This is a genomic window from Aquimarina mytili (assembly GCF_016735115.1).
Taxonomy (GTDB): Bacteria; Bacteroidota; Bacteroidia; order Flavobacteriales; family Flavobacteriaceae; genus Aquimarina; species Aquimarina mytili.
In genome coordinates this window covers 885,276-901,690 of sequence record NZ_JAERQJ010000001.1, presented here as the reverse complement: position 1 = coordinate 901,690, position 16,415 = coordinate 885,276, and the positions used below count along the sequence as shown (strand labels likewise).

Sequence of the window (16,415 nt, the reverse complement as noted above, 5' to 3'; positions counted from 1 at the left end):
AGAAAAAAATTCATTTTGATTCCCGTCATTTCGGAAATGTTTTCTAATTGAAACCTACCTATACTTTCTGTACCAGATTATATTAGAATTCATCAGTAACACAACCTTCTGAAGCTGATGATACCGTTCTTGCATATTTATACAATACCCCTCTTTTAAACTTTAGTTCTGGCTGCTCCCAAATTGCTTTTCTTTTTTCAATCTCTGCATCATCAATAGCTACTGCAATAGAATTTGTTTCGGCGTCAATTGTAATAATATCTCCATCTTTCACTAAACCAATCAAGCCGCCTTCTTGTGCTTCAGGAGTAATATGTCCTACAACAAAACCATGAGTTCCACCAGAAAATCTTCCATCTGTTATGAGTGCTACATCTTTACCAAGACCAGCTCCCATAATGGCCGCTGTAGGTTTTAGCATTTCTGGCATACCAGGTCCTCCTTTTGGTCCTTCGTATCGAATGACGACTACATCTCCTTTTTCGACTTTACCGTCGCGAATACCGTCATTTGCAGCATACTCTCCATTAAAAACCTTTGCTTTTCCTTCAAAACGCAGTCCTTCTTTTCCAGTTATTTTTGCCACACATCCATCTTCTGCAAGATTTCCAAACATAATTCTAAGATGTCCGGTTTGTTTGATTGGGTTCTCTAGAGGCTTTATTACATCTTGCCCCTCGGTAAGATCAGGAACTTCTAGTAGATTTTCGGCTAAAGTCTTTCCGGTTACGGTTAAGCAATCTCCATGTAACAATCCTTTCTTAAGAAGATATTTTAATACCGCCGGGATTCCTCCAACATCATGTACATCTTCCATAAGGTATTTTCCACTGGGTTTTAAATCAGCCAGAAAAGGAGTTTCATCACTAATTCTTTGAAAATCTGCTAGCGTAAATTCTACATCTGCTGCACGAGCAATTGCCAAAAAGTGTAATACCGCATTGGTAGACCCCCCTAGAACGGTTACTAATCGAATAGCATTCTCAAGAGCTTTTTTAGTGACTATATCCTTAGGTTTAATATCTTTTTCTAAAAGTAATCGCATAGCACGACCGGCAGCAATGCTTTCTTCTTCTTTGTTTTTGCTTATTGCTGGATTAGAGGAGTTATATGGTAAGGACATCCCTAAGGCTTCTATGGCAGACGCCATAGTATTTGCTGTGTACATTCCGCCACAAGCTCCTGCTCCAGGGCAAGCTTTTTCTATAACATTTTTATATTCTGTTTGACTAATAGTTCCTGCAACTTTCTCTCCCCAAGCTTCAAAAGCTGAAACCACATCGAGCTTTTTACCTTCATGACATCCAGATGCAATTGTTCCTCCGTACACTAATATTGCCGGACGATTTAATCGTAACATAGCCATTAATGCTCCTGGCATGTTTTTATCACATCCCACGACAGTAACCATACCATCATAAGACATAGCTTGTACGACAGTTTCCATAGAATCAGCAATTACATCTCTTGACGGCAATGAAAAGCGCATACCTGGAGTCCCCATAGAAATTCCATCACTTACTCCAATAGTATTAAAAATCAATCCAACGACATCTTCTTCTTTAGTTCCTTTCTTTACTAATTTGGCCAAATCATTAAGATGCATGTTACATGGGTTACCTTCATACCCTGTACTTGCAATACCAACTAATGGTTTGGTAAAGTCTTCATCGGTCAAACCAATAGCATGCAACATTGCTTGTGCTGCAGGTTGTGTGTCATCTTGTGTGACTTGTTTACTATATTTATTGATACTCATTCTAATATTTAGTTTTTTGAGGATTATTTAATTTTTTAACTAAAAAACTGCGGTATTCTTACCTTAACAAATAAACCACAGTATAAAATTATTTTGTTGTAGCTAAACCATTGTATATTATTCAATTCCCTTACAATATCCACTTAACACCATATCCTTATTAACAACTGATAAACAGATACTTAAGTGCAAAATATTTACAATCACTATATGTTAATTTTTTATTCAACATGATGTTAAAACCAAAAAAACTCCCTTCACTTTTTGAAGGGAGTTTTTTACTTTAGTCATATCAATATCCCTTATCGCAAATACATAATCACGATAATAATAATGACGATAACGATATTGTTTTTTACTTTATTCATTCTAAATTTATGTGTATAAAAAAATCCCTTTTTTAGAAAAAAGGGATTTTATATCTCTAACATAGTATAAACATCCCCATCAAGGCGAAATAATCACTTTAATACTAATGACGTTTATATTATATGGGTTGTTGCTTTTCATATACAATTCAAATATAGAAAAATTATATGAAAGTTATATCCTTTTCAAAATAATCAACACAATACCCTAATAGATCCCGCTCTACAGCGGGATTAGTTCAACCTACTATTTTGAATACGCTTTCAAAGCTTTTCAAAATAGGGTTTTACTATATCTTAAATAAATTATTTTTAATACAATAGATCACTAAACCTACCCGGGTTTTTACTTGTAGTTTTTTAAACACCGTCTCTCTATAGTTTTCTATAGTTTTAGGACTCAATCCCATCTCTGCAGCAATATCCTTATATGTAAGTTCTGAACACGCGTATTTCAAAAACCCTCTTTCTTTATCGGTTAACCTTTCCTGAAAATCTTCAACCGGGTCAAAACCTTCAGAATGTTTTAATGCACTTTCGACTTTACCAGAATAATAAAAACCTTGTTCGATAACCATCTTCATAGCAAATTCAAAATTCTCTGGATGAATATCTTTCAATAAATACCCCTTTGCTCCTGCTCTAAGCATTTTAATGATGGTTTCTTCATCGTCTTCCATAGTAAGTGCTAAAACCTTTTGCTCTGGCCTATTTTTTTTGAGCCATTGCATTGTTTGCACCCCGTCCATCACCGGCATTTTTACATCCAAAAGAATTAAATCAGGTTTTTTTCTCTTATGTAGATAATATTGGGTAAGCTCTTTTCCGTTCTTTAGAATTGCCAAAACTTCGTATTCTTCAAGTTTTGTTATCAAGCTCTCCAGAGATTGTGCAAACAAAAGATGATCATCAACAATTACTATAGTCTTTTTCTTCATCATTTCTATTTGTGTGTTTTTCAAAAAATTAGGAGATCCAATTAACAATTATTTGATCTAGCATTGTTACAATTACCAAAGCCTCCTGTATTTTTTAGAGTATAAATATACTTAAATCAATCTTTATGCTTAGCGGGGTAAGATAATCTAAGCATAACTCCTTCACCTGGGGCTGATTTATATTCATAATTTGCTTTAACCATTGCAGCCCGGCTTTTCATGTTTAACAATCCAGAATTAGCCTGAACAGATTTCATATCAAAGCCAACACCATCTTCTTGCACCTTAATATCTAAACTATCCGGAGAATACTTCAATTCTACTTCTAAATTTGAAGCCTCCGCATATTTTATCGTATTTGAAAAAAACTCCTGGATAATACGGTATAAAATAATCTCATCCTTAGGATCGATATGAAACTCTTCTCCAGTGACCAAAAGTTTTGTTTTTAAAAAGCGAAGCTTTTCGAATCGATCCAATTCTACTTGTATCGACTTTTCTAGACCAATATTATGAATTACCTCATTATTTAAGGTTTTGGACAGGTTGCGTATTTCCTGAAGGCTATCTCCAACCAATTTGCGTACATCGTTGAGAGAATCTGTAGCATTTTTATCAATGGTTGTGCTCATGATATTGATTTGCATCACAGCTGTCGACAATAACTGACCAATATTATCATGAAGCTCCCAACTTACATTTTTAAGTGCCTGTTCTTGTATCTCTATTCGGGATTTAAAGATCTCATCTTCATACCGTTGTTCGGCTTTAAACTTATCGAGAAGTAATTTATTTTTTCTGCGTTGGAAGGCAATAAAGAAAACTATACCAAATACTATAAAAAATGAAATAATAATGGTAAAGTATATTATTAATAAGATCTGTTCTTTTTCGAGCATACTATAAAACCAATAGTATAGCAAGTATACAGAAAAATATTTGCACTATTAAGTATTATTTTACGAACCTGAACAAAATCCGGATTTTGCACTGAATTATACTGAATATAAATAAATAGCGGTGTAACAATTAAATGAAACACCATTGCTCCTATTGCTATATAAAATGGAAGGCTTTTATGAAATGATAAAATAGTATCACTTTTCAATATTTCGTAAAAATAAAGCATCACACTTAAGAATATTAAAATAGCTCCAAAAATGTAAGTAACTGGAGAAGTTCCTTCAAAAAACACATTTGTAAAAATCAAATTTGAAGTTGAAGCAATCACATATAGAAACATTAATACACTTAAGAAAAGTTTTATTTTTTTTGAATGTATATTTTCTTTGAAAAAAAAGATGTAAAACAAAAAACTTATAATAAAATAAACATTATAAGCCCAGTGATTATTACCTAAAAATGTCTGTTTTAAATGAGAAATTGAATCTATTTTATAAACAAACCAGGGAATCCAACCAAATATTAATTCTACAAAAACTGTAAGCCACAAAAAATACACGAAATACCGAGTCAATTTTCTAACTCGGTATTTTTTCATAGTATAACTCCCTACCAATGCAGCTAAGAGTTCAAATATATTTACAATAATTAGCAAGTACATTTTTTAATAATCTTTCGGAGGAAAGCCTGCTCCAGCACCATTCATTGGCTGTATTTCATAATTATTAGAAGCACTATCTCCACCTTTACCAAAACTACCAGCAGGTGCACCCGTTGGTGCTAAAAACACAGTAGAATATCCTCTATGCATTTTGCATTTTGATTCAGGATACGCACCAAAATATATTCTAATTCCAGGATCATCGATCCCTTGTTTTTTGGATTGTTTTTTTACATATTTAAGATATTCCTCTAATTCTTCTACGCTCCACCAAAACTCTCGGGTGTCTTGAAATCCAATACATTTATCTATCTCGGGTGTACGTGTATCACACCATACTTTTTGTAGTTCTCTAGCTTCGTCTACTGTAATACACTTTTTAGGTACTTTTTTTGCCATTACATTACTTTTTTTAGGGTTAGTAATCGCTAATATATTTAAAAAACAGCCTTTTACGCAAATACACCCTACCTTTTTCAGAGTTTAAAAATATTTAATCCCTTGTTAACACGATATATACTAAGGACTTAACTAAGCTGTATTATACTCATAAAAAATGTAAGCAGGGGATTTTCCCCCTGTAGGTCCTAGGGGATTTTACCCCCCTTTTTATTAACAAAATAAAATTGATATCATTTGAAATTAAAAAGTATTAGATACCCTAAATCTAAACGTGCCCCCAACTTGTTTTTGAGCAATATAATTAATCGATGCTTCGCTTAACTGTAAAATTCTGGGGTAACCACCTGTAGTTTGGCAATCTCGCATTAAAACAATTAATGATCCAGAAGGTGTGAGCTGAACCGTACCAGGCAAAACTGGTCCCGTAAGCATAGAGGCAAAATCATTAACCAACTGTTCTTCCAGTACGATAGCCATTCTATTGATATTTCTGGAAATCGTGAAATTCGAATCTGAAACTACAGATTGCTGTTTTTCAGACAATAATGAAAATTCTGGCCCTGGGTATGCTTTAAGCGTTTCGCGATCATCAAACAACAATGGTCTTGTAATATTAGAAAACTGAAAATCTGTATACTCACCAACAGCATAAGAAAGTTCATCATTCTTTTTTAAACAAAAATTGGTGGTTATCGATTTATAATACGATCTGCTTTTTAACACAGTCGGATTCAAAAAACCCTTCAAAATTCCTACATAACCATATACCCCTTTTTTATAATTTTTAATCTTAAGAACATCTCCTTTAGTAACATTAATTCTACGGTACATTTGTACACCATCATTGTTTAAAAAAGCATCAATGCTAGCACCTGTTAATGCAATCATAGTAGTATCAGAAAACTCCAAGACGAGATCCTGAAATGCAAATTCAATACATGCTGCATTCTCATCATTGTTTAATAATAAATTTGCCATTATAAATGAAAACTGATCCATTGCTCCACTTTTTGGCACACCAAATTTTGCATACCCAAAACGTCCTTGATCTTGTATTGTTGCATAAAAATTGGTTTGAAGAACTTTTACTTTTCCAATCATATCGAAGTAGATTTCAACAAATATTTATTCTCATATACTTGAGATCTTATATCGTTATATTCGGCAACATCAACAGACGTAAATCTAATCGTATCTCCTGGTTCAAAAACACAAGGAGGTTCAGTATATACATTAAAAAAACCCAAAGGGCATTTTCCTATAACATGCCAACCTCCTGGACTATCTTCAGGATATATTCCGGTTTGATTTCCGCCTACAGCAACAGACCCTTTTTTAACTTTTAAGGAAGGGGTTTTCTTTCTAGGTAAAAATAGATTTTCATCAAGGCCACCCAGATATAAAAATCCGGGTAAAAAACCAATACAATAAACCGTATATACAAGAGTGGTATGTAGTGTAATCACTTCATCGATTGTTAGCGATTTAGTGGCAGCATACTCTTTTAAATCAGGAGCCAAATCTAATGAATAACAAACAGGTATTTCCCAAAGTTTTGTATTCGTATCTAACTTTAAAAAATTACTAGCATATAATAATTTTAAGGCTTCAACTTTCTCATAGAAATCATCTATAGTGATATCGTAACAGATTAATAATGAATTATATCCGGTAATTACCTCAACAACTGATTCAATACTTTTATATTCTATCTGTTTTTTATAAGAAAGAAGATCTTTGAGAATATTTTTGTTGATTTCTGAAGGCCATTCAATCAAAATTGCCTTTTCAGAATAACGTTTGTATTGCAATGTAAACTTCATGAATTTAATTTAAAAATCAAAGTTTAAATCAGAAAATTTTTGATGCACATACTTCAAAATCTCAACTGATTTTGGATTGTCACCATGTACACATATCGTATCAAAAACAACAGGCTTATCTTCATTCTTAATAGTTCTAACCTTACCTTCTTTAACCATTCTAAACACGTGATTAAAAACTCTTTTAGGATTGGTAATTACGGCATCATTTTCTAATCTGGAAACTAAGGTAAGATCATTATTATAATTGCGGTCTGCAAAAGCTTCATATTTAACATCCAGAGTCCCAATACTCAGATCGGAAAGTAAACCATTTTTCAGTGTAACCACGCTCAACCCTTTATCGATATTTTTTATTGATTCTACCACTGCTTTAGCTACTGTTTTATTTATTATCGTATCATTATAAAGTGCTCCATGTGGCTTTATATGATGAAGTTGTAAGCCAGCTTGTTCAGTAAATCGTTTTACTTTTAAAATCTGATCTGTAATAGATTTCAGTAAATCGTCATAAGGCATATCTAAACTCCTTCTTCCAAAATTTTCATGATCTGGATATGAAGGGTGAGCACCTATTTTAACTTTATATTTTGCAGCTAATTTTATGGTTTCTTGTATCACCTCATCATTACCAGCATGTGCACCACAAGAAATATTACACCAAGAAATATAAGGCATAATTTTGTGATCAAAACCAGTCCCCTCACCTACATCTGCGTTGAAGATTATCTTTTCCATATTCCTACAATAATAATCAGATTTTACCTACAAATCAACAATTACCTTCCAAACACTTCTTAATCCCAAAAAAACTGTAACTCCAAGAATTAAACATCCCAAAAGATTTTGTTTCCAAGAGTTGGTGTATTTACCTAAAAGCACCTTTCTATTCATAACCCATACTAAAAAACCTGCTATAATGGGTAACAAAAGTCCGTTAGCCACTTGAGCAAATTGAATAATTTCTATTGATTTTATACCTAGAGAAGAAAACACAACGCCAAGCAATAGAATAAACATCCAAACAGATCGAAATTCTTTACTTTTCATCCCTCCTTTCCACCCCATGCATCCTTTTACAACATATGCTGCAGCAAGAGGAGCCGTAATTGCAGAAGTAACACCCGCCGCAAAAAGTCCTAAAGAGAGTACATACTTTGCTGCTACTCCAAAAACCGGTTCTAAACCTTTGGCAAGATCAGCGGCATTTTGTACTTCTATATTTTGTATTGCTGCTCCGGCGATAATGATTGCCATTGACATTATTCCACCTCCTATTATAGCAATAATTGTGTCTTTTCTTGCTAAAGGAAGCTCTTCTGGAGTTTTCCACTTTTCTTTTACTAATGAAGCATGAAGAAATAAGTTATAAGGAACTACGGTGGTGCCAATTAATCCAATAATCATGAAAATTTTTTCCGATTCAAATACAGGAACAAAGCCTTTTAAAACTAAAGATACATCAGGTTTTGTTACTACCGCAGCAATAATAAAGGCTAAACTCATCCCTAACACTAACACGACTAAACTACGCTCCAATACTTTATAATTACCAATATACAAAAGCACAAAAGCTAGGACGCCAATAATCAGGCTCTGATAATTTAGCGTAAAGCCACCCAAATTTATTGTAGGCGTTCCTAAAATTGTAGACATTCCTAATACTCCGCCGCTAATATTACCGGCTTCATAGGCAGCATTACCAATAAAAATTGCAGAAATAACAATCCCAATAAGTGACCATTTCAAAACTTTGTTTTGAAACTGGGACTTTAGCACTTCACTCAATCCGTTTTGTGTTACTACACCTAGTCTGGCGGCCATTTCTTGTAGAATGATACATGCCACAATTGACAATAACAAAGCCCACAATAAAGTATAGCCAAATTTGACTCCGGCTATAGTACATACAGTTACCGTACCTGGGCCAATAAACGCGGCAGTAACTAATGCTCCAGGGCCAATATTAGCAATCCATTTTTTCATGATTTTTAGTCTATTCTTAAAAATATTGATTTTTCAAGGCACTAAACCATGATTGTTAATAAGAATTTAAAATAGTTTATAAATTCCAGGGCGACTACTTACCCTTCTTAACCCAACCAGCCATCGCGATCCAGGCTTCTGTACTGAATTGCTTCAGAAATATGATCCCCATTAATATTATTTACCCCATCAAGATCTGCGATAGTACGAGAAACCTTTAAAATACGATCATAAGCTCTTGCAGAAAGATTTAATCTTTCCATAGCCATTTTTAGCAACTCTTTTGAAGATGGATCTAACTCGCAAAATTCTCTTATTTGTTTTACTCCCATTTGAGCATTATAATGAATGTTTGGCAAGTCTATATATCTTTTGGTTTGAATATCTCTGGCTGCAATGACCCGCTTTCTTATATCGACGCTGGATTCTCCAGTTCTATCATCACTTAATTTATCAAATGGCACCGGAGTTACTTCAATATGAATATCTATTCTATCTAATAATGGGCCTGAAATTTTACTGAGATACCGTTGCATTTCGGCGGGAGAAGAGGTTACCGGGGCTTCGGGGTCATTAAAATACCCTCCGGGGCTTGGATTCATACTTGCTACTAACATAAAACTGGAAGGGTACGTAACCGTAAATTTGGCACGAGATATCGTAACTTCTCTATCTTCCAGGGGTTGACGCATAACTTCTAATACTTCTCTTTTAAATTCTGGTAATTCATCCAAAAACAAAACTCCATTATGTGATAATGAAATCTCTCCTGGCTGTGGGTAACTGCCTCCTCCAACTAGAGCTACATTGGAAATGGTATGGTGCGGGCTTCTAAAAGGTCTTTGTGCCATTAGCCCTACGTTATCTTTAATTCTACCAACCACACTATGTATTTTGGTGGTTTCTAAAGCCTCTTGTAAAGACATTGGAGGCAAGATACTTGGCAGCCTTTTGCTAAGCATGGTTTTGCCGCTTCCCGGAGGGCCTACTAATATAATATTATGACCCCCCGATGCAGCTATTTCCATACAACGCTTTATACTTTCTTGCCCTTTAACGTCTGCAAAATCAAACTCGGGATTATCAAGAGCAGCATAAAACTCTTCTCTTGTATCTACAAGGGTCCTCTCTAATTGACCTTTACCATCAAAATAATCGATTACATCTTTAATGTTTTCTACTCCATACACCTCCAGATTATCTACAATTGCCGCTTCTTTTGCATTTTGTTTTGGAAGAATAAATCCTTTAAACCCTTCTTCCCTAGCTTTAATAGCTATTGGCAAAGCGCCTTTGATTGGCTGAAGATTTCCGTCCAGAGACAGTTCTCCCATGATCAAATATTCTGAAATATTATCTCCCTTGATTTGCGAACTGGCAGATAGAATACCTAATGCCAATGTAAGATCGTATGCCGAACCCTCTTTCCTTAAGTCAGCAGGGGCCATATTGATCGTTATCTTTTTACCCGGAAGTTTGTACCCGTTATTTTGTAGTGCCGCAGCTATTCGATAGCTACTTTCTCGAATGGCATTATCAGGTAATCCAACAAGGTGATATCCTATACCTTTATCTATATTTACCTCAACTGTAATCGTAGTGGCTTCTACCCCAAAAACAGCACTACCGAAAACCTTAATTAACATCGCTTTATTTTTTGCTTAAATGCAAAAGTAGGTGCTATTAGTTTTAAAAAATGAAACTGAATTTTTATATAACAGAAAAAATTAAAGCCTGAAAAGAACTATTCTTTTCAGGCTTAATTAAAGCGAGGCTGCAAGTAAAGGATATATTACGTACGATATCAAATGCAACTCAACTTAATCACATAACAAAAAAATTATACCGCTGCTATTGCTTCAACTTGAAACAACTTTTCATTTAAAAATTTTAGCGTTGGTATTTTATCCTTAGTATCTACTAAAATTGAAATATTATTATTACTTCCCCCATAAGAAACCATTCTGACAGGAATGTAATTTAAAATTTCAAACAATTTATAGGAATTCTTATCATTAATCACAGATTCTCCTACAATACAAATAATACTATGATCATGCTCAACCGTAATCTCTGCATACCCTTCTAGCTCCTTTATTATCTTATCAAGATTACTTGTGTTATCAATTGTTAAGGATATTGCAATTTCGGAAGTGGTAATCATATCGATAGAAGTTTGAAAATTATCGAAAACCTCAAAAATTCTTCTCAAATAACCATGCGCCATTAACATTCTATTGGATTTAATTTTAATCGCGGTTATACCATCTTTTGCAGAAATTGCTTTGAGTCCTTTCTTATGAATCTTATCAGAAATAATAGTCCCTTGTGCTTCTGGATCAAATGTATTTTTTAACAAGACCGGGATACCTTTATCCACAACCGGAGAAACAGTTTGAGGATGAAGAATTTTAGCTCCAAAATAAGCAAGTTCTGCTGCTTCATTATACGTTAGATGGGATATAGGCTGTGTATGCTCTACATATCTTGGATCATTATTATGCAACCCATCAATATCTGTCCATATTTGCACTTCTGAAGCGTTTAGAGCGGCCCCGATAATTGTTGCGGTATAATCACTACCTCCTCGTTTTAAATGACTTATTTGTCCATCTATATCCCTACAAACAAAACCTTGAGTAATATAAAGCGTTGTATCAATGTTATTATCAAGAACTTTATGTATTCTTTTACATACCTTTTCTATATTAGGGTTTTCGGTGGAATCTACGTGCATGAATTCTTTAGCATCCAATAGTACATTAGTCACACCAGTAGCATTCAAAAAACCTGAGAAAATATAAGTTAACAGCGTTTCACCATAAGTTATTATTTTAGAATTAACTTCTTCAGAGTATTCTTGACTTGATATCTCAAACATATCAGTGATCATACTTGACAAACCATCCTTTAATCCATTTCTAATCTCAACATCTTCAATTAAGACATCAATGACATCACTATGTTTACTTTCAAGTCGATGTAAATTTCTGGTGATGGCATCTGTATCTCCAAATTTAATATTCTCTAGCAACCTTACCAATTGATCAGTAACACCAGACATTGCAGAACAAACCACAATTTTCTCTTCAGTGTCAGATGTTAAAATTTCCTTTACTTTATATAGATTTTCTACTGATCCAACAGAGGTCCCACCAAACTTTAAAATTTTCATCGATTCTAGCTTATTATTATTTTTTAAAGTTGCATAGTTAATTAATAACCTGTGAAGAATAAATATTTTAAAATAAAAAGTATAAATTTGTACAAAATGTTAAATATATAACAATGAAAACTATTACAGACTGTGTACATAATATCTTAAGACATCAACCCTTTCTTGAAGATGCATTATCGAGAGATATTATTAACTTTAGTTCTCTAGCTATTGATCTCATGCCGCAAGTAGAAAAAATCATGAGAAAGCCTGTAAAGCAAGGCTCTATTGTTATGGCTCTTAGGCGTTATAACCCAAGAAAAATCAAACATGACTATAACTTAAGGAACTTAGGTGATATAGTGGTACGTTCAGGAATTACAGAATACACCTTTTTAAATTCTAATACGATTCTAACGAGCCAAACCAACCTTTTAAATAGCGTCAAAAATGAAGCTAAAGCCTATCTTACATATTCCAGTAATTTTCAGGAAAGTAATATACTGGTTACTTCATCTCTAAAAGACACTGTAGAGAAGTATTTTATGGACGAAACTTGCATTTCTGTTGCCGACAATTTATCTTCAATATCGATTGCATTACCCGAAGATAATTCTAAAGCAATTGGTTTATACTTTTATATTTTCAAACTATTAGCTTATGAAGGCATTCCAGTTTTTGAAGTGATTTCGACCTCCAATTACTTTACCCTATTTTTAGAAAAAGAATATGTAAACAAAGCCTTTCTTCTTATGAATGAAATAAAAGAAAACTAAAAAAAACCCACTCTTATGAGCAGGTTTTTTTAAAATTATTCTTTTGAAAAAACTAAACTACCAGATTCTAACTCTCTTTTCTGGTGCTAAGTACATTTTATCTCCTTCTTTAATATCAAATGCTTCATAAAAAGCATCTATATTAAGTAATGGTTGAACTGCTCTAACTGCTCCTGGAGAGTGCGGATCTGTTTTGATACGGGTTCTTAATGCATCATCTCGCATAAGCGTACGCCATACTGTTGCCCAAGACATAAAGAAACGCTGCTCTGCAGTAAATCCATCAATATCTTCAGGTCTTTCATTTTCAGCAAAAAACTTTTGAAGACCATCATAAGCACCTAAAACTCCTCCTAAATCTCCAATATTTTCTCCAAGGGTAAATTTTCCATTAATAAAAACACTATCCAATACTTCAATGGCGCTATATTGCTCTGCAAGTGCATTACCTCTCTCAGTAAATGCTTTAAGATCATTTTCTGCCCACCAATTTTTAAGATTTCCTTCTGCATCAAAACGCGCACCAGAATCATCAAACGCATGTGATATTTCATGCCCGATAACTGCACCTATCCCACCATAATTAACGGCTTCATCTGCAGTGTAGTTATAAAACGGAGGTTGTAAAATAGCTGCCGGGAATACAATCTCGTTATTAAGAGGATTAAAATAAGCATTTACGGTTTGAGGAGACATTCCCCATTTAGTTTTATCTACAGGCTCTCCTATATCAGCAAAATTTTTGTCAATAGCCCACTTGTCTACCGCGATCATATTTTCAAAATAGGATTTATCTGCAGACACTTCCATTTTTGAATAATCTTCCCACTTATCAGGATATCCAATTTTAACTGTAAATTTATTTAGCTTTTCAATTGCTTTTGTTTTCGTCTCATCGCTCATCCAATCTAATTTTTGGATACGTGCTTTATAAGCTTCGATTACATTTGCAATCATTTTTTCTGCCTTGGCTTTCGCTTCTGGCGGAAACTTTTCATCAACATACAATTGACCTAAAGCTTCGCCAACAGTATTATTTACGGTTGCCAATGCACGTTCATTGGCAGGACGCTGTTCTTTTTGACCACTAAGATATTTACTATAGAATTCCCAACTAGCTTTCTCTATATCTGTAGTTAATCTATTGGATGCATTGTTGAAAGTATCCCATTTAACCAAAGTTTTAAGATCTTCTATCGGTGTATTCTTCAAAAAATCATTCAATACTTTTGTAAAGCGTACTTGAGTAACAATAATAGTATCAAATTTCTTTGTAATACCAACATCTTCAATTAATTTCTTAAAATCAATTGAAGAGAGCATAGCATCAGCTTCTGCAATGGTTCTAGGGTTATTATAGTTACGAACATCTCTACTCTCAACCTTATCTAATCTAGGCTCAGCAAGTTTTGTCTCTAATTCAAGTATTTTTGCAGCTGCCGCTATAGCATCTGTTTCTGAGTCGCCAAGAATTTGTAGCATTTTAGTGATATGCTTTTTATATTCTTCACGAATCTCTTTAGATTTCTCATCCTGATCTAAATAATAATCACGATCTGGCAACCCTAATTGACTAGCTCCTAAATACACAGCATTCATAGCACTGTTGTTTAAATCTGCCTGTACACCAACACTAACAAACGGCGAAGAAACAGAAGAATTCTTTGCCAACACAGTTTGTAAATCGTTCAAGTTTTTGATCGATGCAATTTCATCTAGGGCTGGTTGCAATGGTTTTAAGCCTGCTTCGTTTCTAGCCACAGTATCTAACTTAGTATCAAAAATAGCTAGTGCTTTGGCTTGATCAGTATCAGCACTATATTTACCACTTTCTTTGGCTTTTGCCAAAATATCCAAAACATCTTGATCTGTAGACTTACGCAGTACTCCAAATCCACCCCAAGTTGTTCGATCATCAGGAATTTTTGTGTTTTTCATCCAATTACCATTTACATAATTGTAGAAATCTTCTTTTGGACTAACACTAGTATCCATATTCTCGAGAACAATCCCGGGAATTTTTTCTATTTCGGCAACAGGCTCACTGTCTTCCTTTTTTGTTTCATTTTTACAGCTTACAAAAGCTAGTATGAAAGTAGCTAAAAAATATACTTTCGTCAATTTTATACTCATTTTATTATCAAATTAAGATTAGTTTTAGAAAATATGACGTACAAATTATGTTTTTGTTACGTTTATTCCGCCCGAAATATATAGAAAATGAATACCATTAATGAACTGAATCTCGTTTTTTAACTAAAAAATTAAGAATCAAAAAAGCAAATTGCTCAAAATAAAACTATTGACTTGAGGATATAAGACCGCATTTTGGGAAAGATTACTTTATTAGTCTCGAATCAAAACTAAAAGGTTCTACTGTAATCAACTTTACTTTATTAAATTTAGGATGTAAAGGATTAATCAAAAGGTTTTTTTCATTAGGAATAATAATACTAGGTACTTTTATTCCTAAATACTTCTCTTCATTAATCCACTTCATGGTAAAACTCTGAACTTCTATAGGTGCAGGAATTTTTTTCCAATTTTCGGGAAGTTGTTCATGGTCAATTTCGGTTACCAGATCATCTGGTATTTCTATTGTTGCAATTGCCATATCATCTGGAAAATAGGCTGCCGGCAAATGCGCCAACACTTCTAAAGCAGAAAGCGCCGCGGTAGTACTTGTATATAATACCGCTACTCCTTTAGGATTCCATCTTCCTCCTACTGTTTTAGCCCCAATGCCTGTAAGGTCATTAATATATTTTTGCTTTGCTATTCTATATACGTGCATTATGCAAAAATTCCATGCTCAATACGAACTAACTCTTCATTAAGTAATTGAAATCCAAAAGTAGTATCTAAAAGCTCTTTTGGCTTTTTCATAGCTAAAGCAACACTAGGGTGTTCCATCCAATTTTTAAAGCGTTTAAGATCTCCAAAAATATTTTCACCTTTTGCATAAAGTTTAGCCAGCTGTAATGCTTTTGCACTAGCTTCGGTACTCATTTTTTTGTTCAAATCATAGCGTTGAATCGTTCGCTCAGACATATGAAGCACATGAGCTAACTCTTTAAGGTCAAAACCTATTGTTTTTGCAAGGTGTAATAATGCCTTTTTGTCAATCCCATTTCTAGACAACTCAATAAAGTCATACATATTACGCAAAGGAATATCTATGTTAAGATATCTTAATAACCCTTTATTTTCAAAACTATCAAAATCTAACGGAGATACTGCTCCCATAACTTTACATTTTACGACAAAAATACAAAAAATAATGACATTTGTCTTAATTTCTTAAAAAAATAATTCAAAATAAATAGAAATGAAGTATTTCTATTTTCTTAAAACAGTATAACGTAATAAAAAGAGTCAATGTTGTAGGGTAATATATTATGCACATGCTTATTTTAATCTTACACTTTCTCAAATCAATAAACAGCACTTCTATCTTTCTATTTCAAGATATTAGAACGCTAAAAATCAAATAAATACAATAAAATGAAAAAAAATTGTTAAAAAAAACAAAAAATGCAACACCTTGAATCTATTGTAATTACAAGGCATTTGAGCTTTTTTGTACTTTTTTGCTATTGAAAATTCAATATTACGCCTAAAAAAATTACACTTTTATTACAA

General features: G+C 33.5%; 14 protein-coding genes. 1 reads left to right on the top strand and 13 read right to left on the bottom strand.

The window, feature by feature from the left end:
• Positions 1 to 82: 82 nt before the first annotated feature.
• The 10 genes from ilvD to JJQ60_RS03885 form a co-directional block, all read right to left on the bottom strand.
• Positions 83 to 1,759: a dihydroxy-acid dehydratase gene (ilvD, locus tag JJQ60_RS03930; protein ID WP_201916827.1), complete on the bottom strand. Its 1,677-nt coding sequence runs from the start codon at positions 1,757 to 1,759 to the stop codon at positions 83 to 85.
• 658 nt (positions 1,760 to 2,417) lie between these two features.
• Complete coding sequence (locus JJQ60_RS03925) at positions 2,418 to 3,068, bottom strand: response regulator transcription factor (protein WP_317193988.1); 651 nt, start codon at positions 3,066 to 3,068, stop codon at positions 2,418 to 2,420.
• 113 nt (positions 3,069 to 3,181) lie between these two features.
• Entirely contained in the window at positions 3,182 to 3,964 is a 783-nt protein-coding gene (locus JJQ60_RS03920; protein ID WP_201916824.1) for a sensor histidine kinase, read from the bottom strand.
• A gap of 668 nt (positions 3,965 to 4,632) precedes the next feature.
• The gene (locus JJQ60_RS03915) at positions 4,633 to 5,028 is read right to left on the bottom strand and encodes a hypothetical protein (protein ID WP_201916822.1); all 396 of its coding nucleotides are present in this window, start codon (positions 5,026 to 5,028) and stop codon (positions 4,633 to 4,635) included.
• 243 nt (positions 5,029 to 5,271) lie between these two features.
• Positions 5,272 to 6,132, bottom strand: coding sequence for a 5-oxoprolinase subunit C family protein (locus JJQ60_RS03910; RefSeq protein ID WP_201916820.1), 861 nt, complete (start codon positions 6,130 to 6,132; stop codon positions 5,272 to 5,274).
• Positions 6,129 to 6,854, bottom strand: a complete 726-nt coding sequence (gene pxpB / locus JJQ60_RS03905) for a 5-oxoprolinase subunit PxpB (protein WP_201916818.1) — start codon at positions 6,852 to 6,854, stop codon at positions 6,129 to 6,131. The genes JJQ60_RS03910 and pxpB overlap by 4 nt, the downstream gene beginning before the upstream one ends.
• 9 nt (positions 6,855 to 6,863) lie before the next feature.
• Positions 6,864 to 7,592, bottom strand: coding sequence for a 5-oxoprolinase subunit PxpA (pxpA, locus tag JJQ60_RS03900; RefSeq protein ID WP_201916816.1), 729 nt, complete (start codon positions 7,590 to 7,592; stop codon positions 6,864 to 6,866).
• A gap of 27 nt (positions 7,593 to 7,619) precedes the next feature.
• Entirely contained in the window at positions 7,620 to 8,840 is a 1,221-nt protein-coding gene (locus tag JJQ60_RS03895) for an Nramp family divalent metal transporter (protein ID WP_201916814.1), read from the bottom strand.
• Positions 8,841 to 8,947: 107 nt separating this feature from the next.
• Entirely contained in the window at positions 8,948 to 10,486 is a 1,539-nt protein-coding gene (locus tag JJQ60_RS03890) for a YifB family Mg chelatase-like AAA ATPase (protein ID WP_201916812.1), read from the bottom strand.
• A gap of 194 nt (positions 10,487 to 10,680) precedes the next feature.
• Positions 10,681 to 12,015 carry an aspartate kinase gene (locus JJQ60_RS03885; RefSeq protein ID WP_201916810.1) on the bottom strand — a complete coding sequence of 445 codons (1,335 nt, stop codon included), beginning with the start codon at positions 12,013 to 12,015 and terminating at the stop codon, positions 10,681 to 10,683.
• A 113-nt stretch (positions 12,016 to 12,128) separates the two neighbouring features.
• Between JJQ60_RS03885 and JJQ60_RS03880 the strand changes: the two genes are divergently transcribed.
• A complete protein-coding gene (locus JJQ60_RS03880) occupies positions 12,129 to 12,773 on the top strand; it encodes a hypothetical protein (protein WP_201916809.1) in 645 nt (214 codons plus the stop codon).
• A 57-nt stretch (positions 12,774 to 12,830) separates the two neighbouring features.
• On the opposite strand, the gene JJQ60_RS03875 is transcribed toward JJQ60_RS03880, so the two are convergent.
• From JJQ60_RS03875 to parS, 3 genes are all read right to left on the bottom strand, one after another.
• The gene (locus JJQ60_RS03875; RefSeq protein ID WP_201916807.1) at positions 12,831 to 14,906 is read right to left on the bottom strand and encodes a M13 family metallopeptidase; all 2,076 of its coding nucleotides are present in this window, start codon (positions 14,904 to 14,906) and stop codon (positions 12,831 to 12,833) included.
• 205 nt (positions 14,907 to 15,111) lie between these two features.
• Complete coding sequence (locus JJQ60_RS03870; RefSeq protein ID WP_201916805.1) at positions 15,112 to 15,567, bottom strand: RES family NAD+ phosphorylase; 456 nt, start codon at positions 15,565 to 15,567, stop codon at positions 15,112 to 15,114.
• Positions 15,567 to 16,019 (bottom strand): type II RES/Xre toxin-antitoxin system antitoxin, encoded by a 453-nt coding sequence (gene parS / locus JJQ60_RS03865; protein ID WP_201916803.1) that lies wholly within the window; start codon positions 16,017 to 16,019, stop codon positions 15,567 to 15,569. Before parS ends, JJQ60_RS03870 begins: the two co-directional genes overlap by 1 nt.
• Positions 16,020 to 16,415 lie beyond the last annotated feature (396 nt).

Bases quoted from the DNA above. Each gene is read 5' to 3' on its own strand.
- JJQ60_RS03925 (WP_317193988.1), bottom strand. From the start codon at position 3,068: ATGATGAAGAAAAAGACTATAGTAATTGTTGATGATCATCTTTTGTTT.
- JJQ60_RS03885 (WP_201916810.1), bottom strand. From the start codon at position 12,015: ATGAAAATTTTAAAGTTTGGTGGGACCTCTGTTGGATCAGTAGAAAAT.
- JJQ60_RS03890 (WP_201916812.1), bottom strand. From the start codon at position 10,486: ATGTTAATTAAGGTTTTCGGTAGTGCTGTTTTTGGGGTAGAAGCCACT.
- JJQ60_RS03875 (WP_201916807.1), bottom strand. From the start codon at position 14,906: ATGAGTATAAAATTGACGAAAGTATATTTTTTAGCTACTTTCATACTA.
- JJQ60_RS03910 (WP_201916820.1), bottom strand. From the start codon at position 6,132: ATGATTGGAAAAGTAAAAGTTCTTCAAACCAATTTTTATGCAACAATA.
- JJQ60_RS03870 (WP_201916805.1), bottom strand. From the start codon at position 15,567: ATGCACGTATATAGAATAGCAAAGCAAAAATATATTAATGACCTTACA.
- JJQ60_RS03915 (WP_201916822.1), bottom strand. From the start codon at position 5,028: ATGGCAAAAAAAGTACCTAAAAAGTGTATTACAGTAGACGAAGCTAGA.
- JJQ60_RS03920 (WP_201916824.1), bottom strand. From the start codon at position 3,964: ATGCTCGAAAAAGAACAGATCTTATTAATAATATACTTTACCATTATT.
- ilvD (WP_201916827.1), bottom strand. From the start codon at position 1,759: ATGAGTATCAATAAATATAGTAAACAAGTCACACAAGATGACACACAA.
- JJQ60_RS03880 (WP_201916809.1), top strand. From the start codon at position 12,129: ATGAAAACTATTACAGACTGTGTACATAATATCTTAAGACATCAACCC.
- JJQ60_RS03895 (WP_201916814.1), bottom strand. From the start codon at position 8,840: ATGAAAAAATGGATTGCTAATATTGGCCCTGGAGCATTAGTTACTGCC.
- pxpB (WP_201916818.1), bottom strand. From the start codon at position 6,854: ATGAAGTTTACATTGCAATACAAACGTTATTCTGAAAAGGCAATTTTG.
- pxpA (WP_201916816.1), bottom strand. From the start codon at position 7,592: ATGGAAAAGATAATCTTCAACGCAGATGTAGGTGAGGGGACTGGTTTT.
- parS (WP_201916803.1), bottom strand. From the start codon at position 16,019: ATGGGAGCAGTATCTCCGTTAGATTTTGATAGTTTTGAAAATAAAGGG.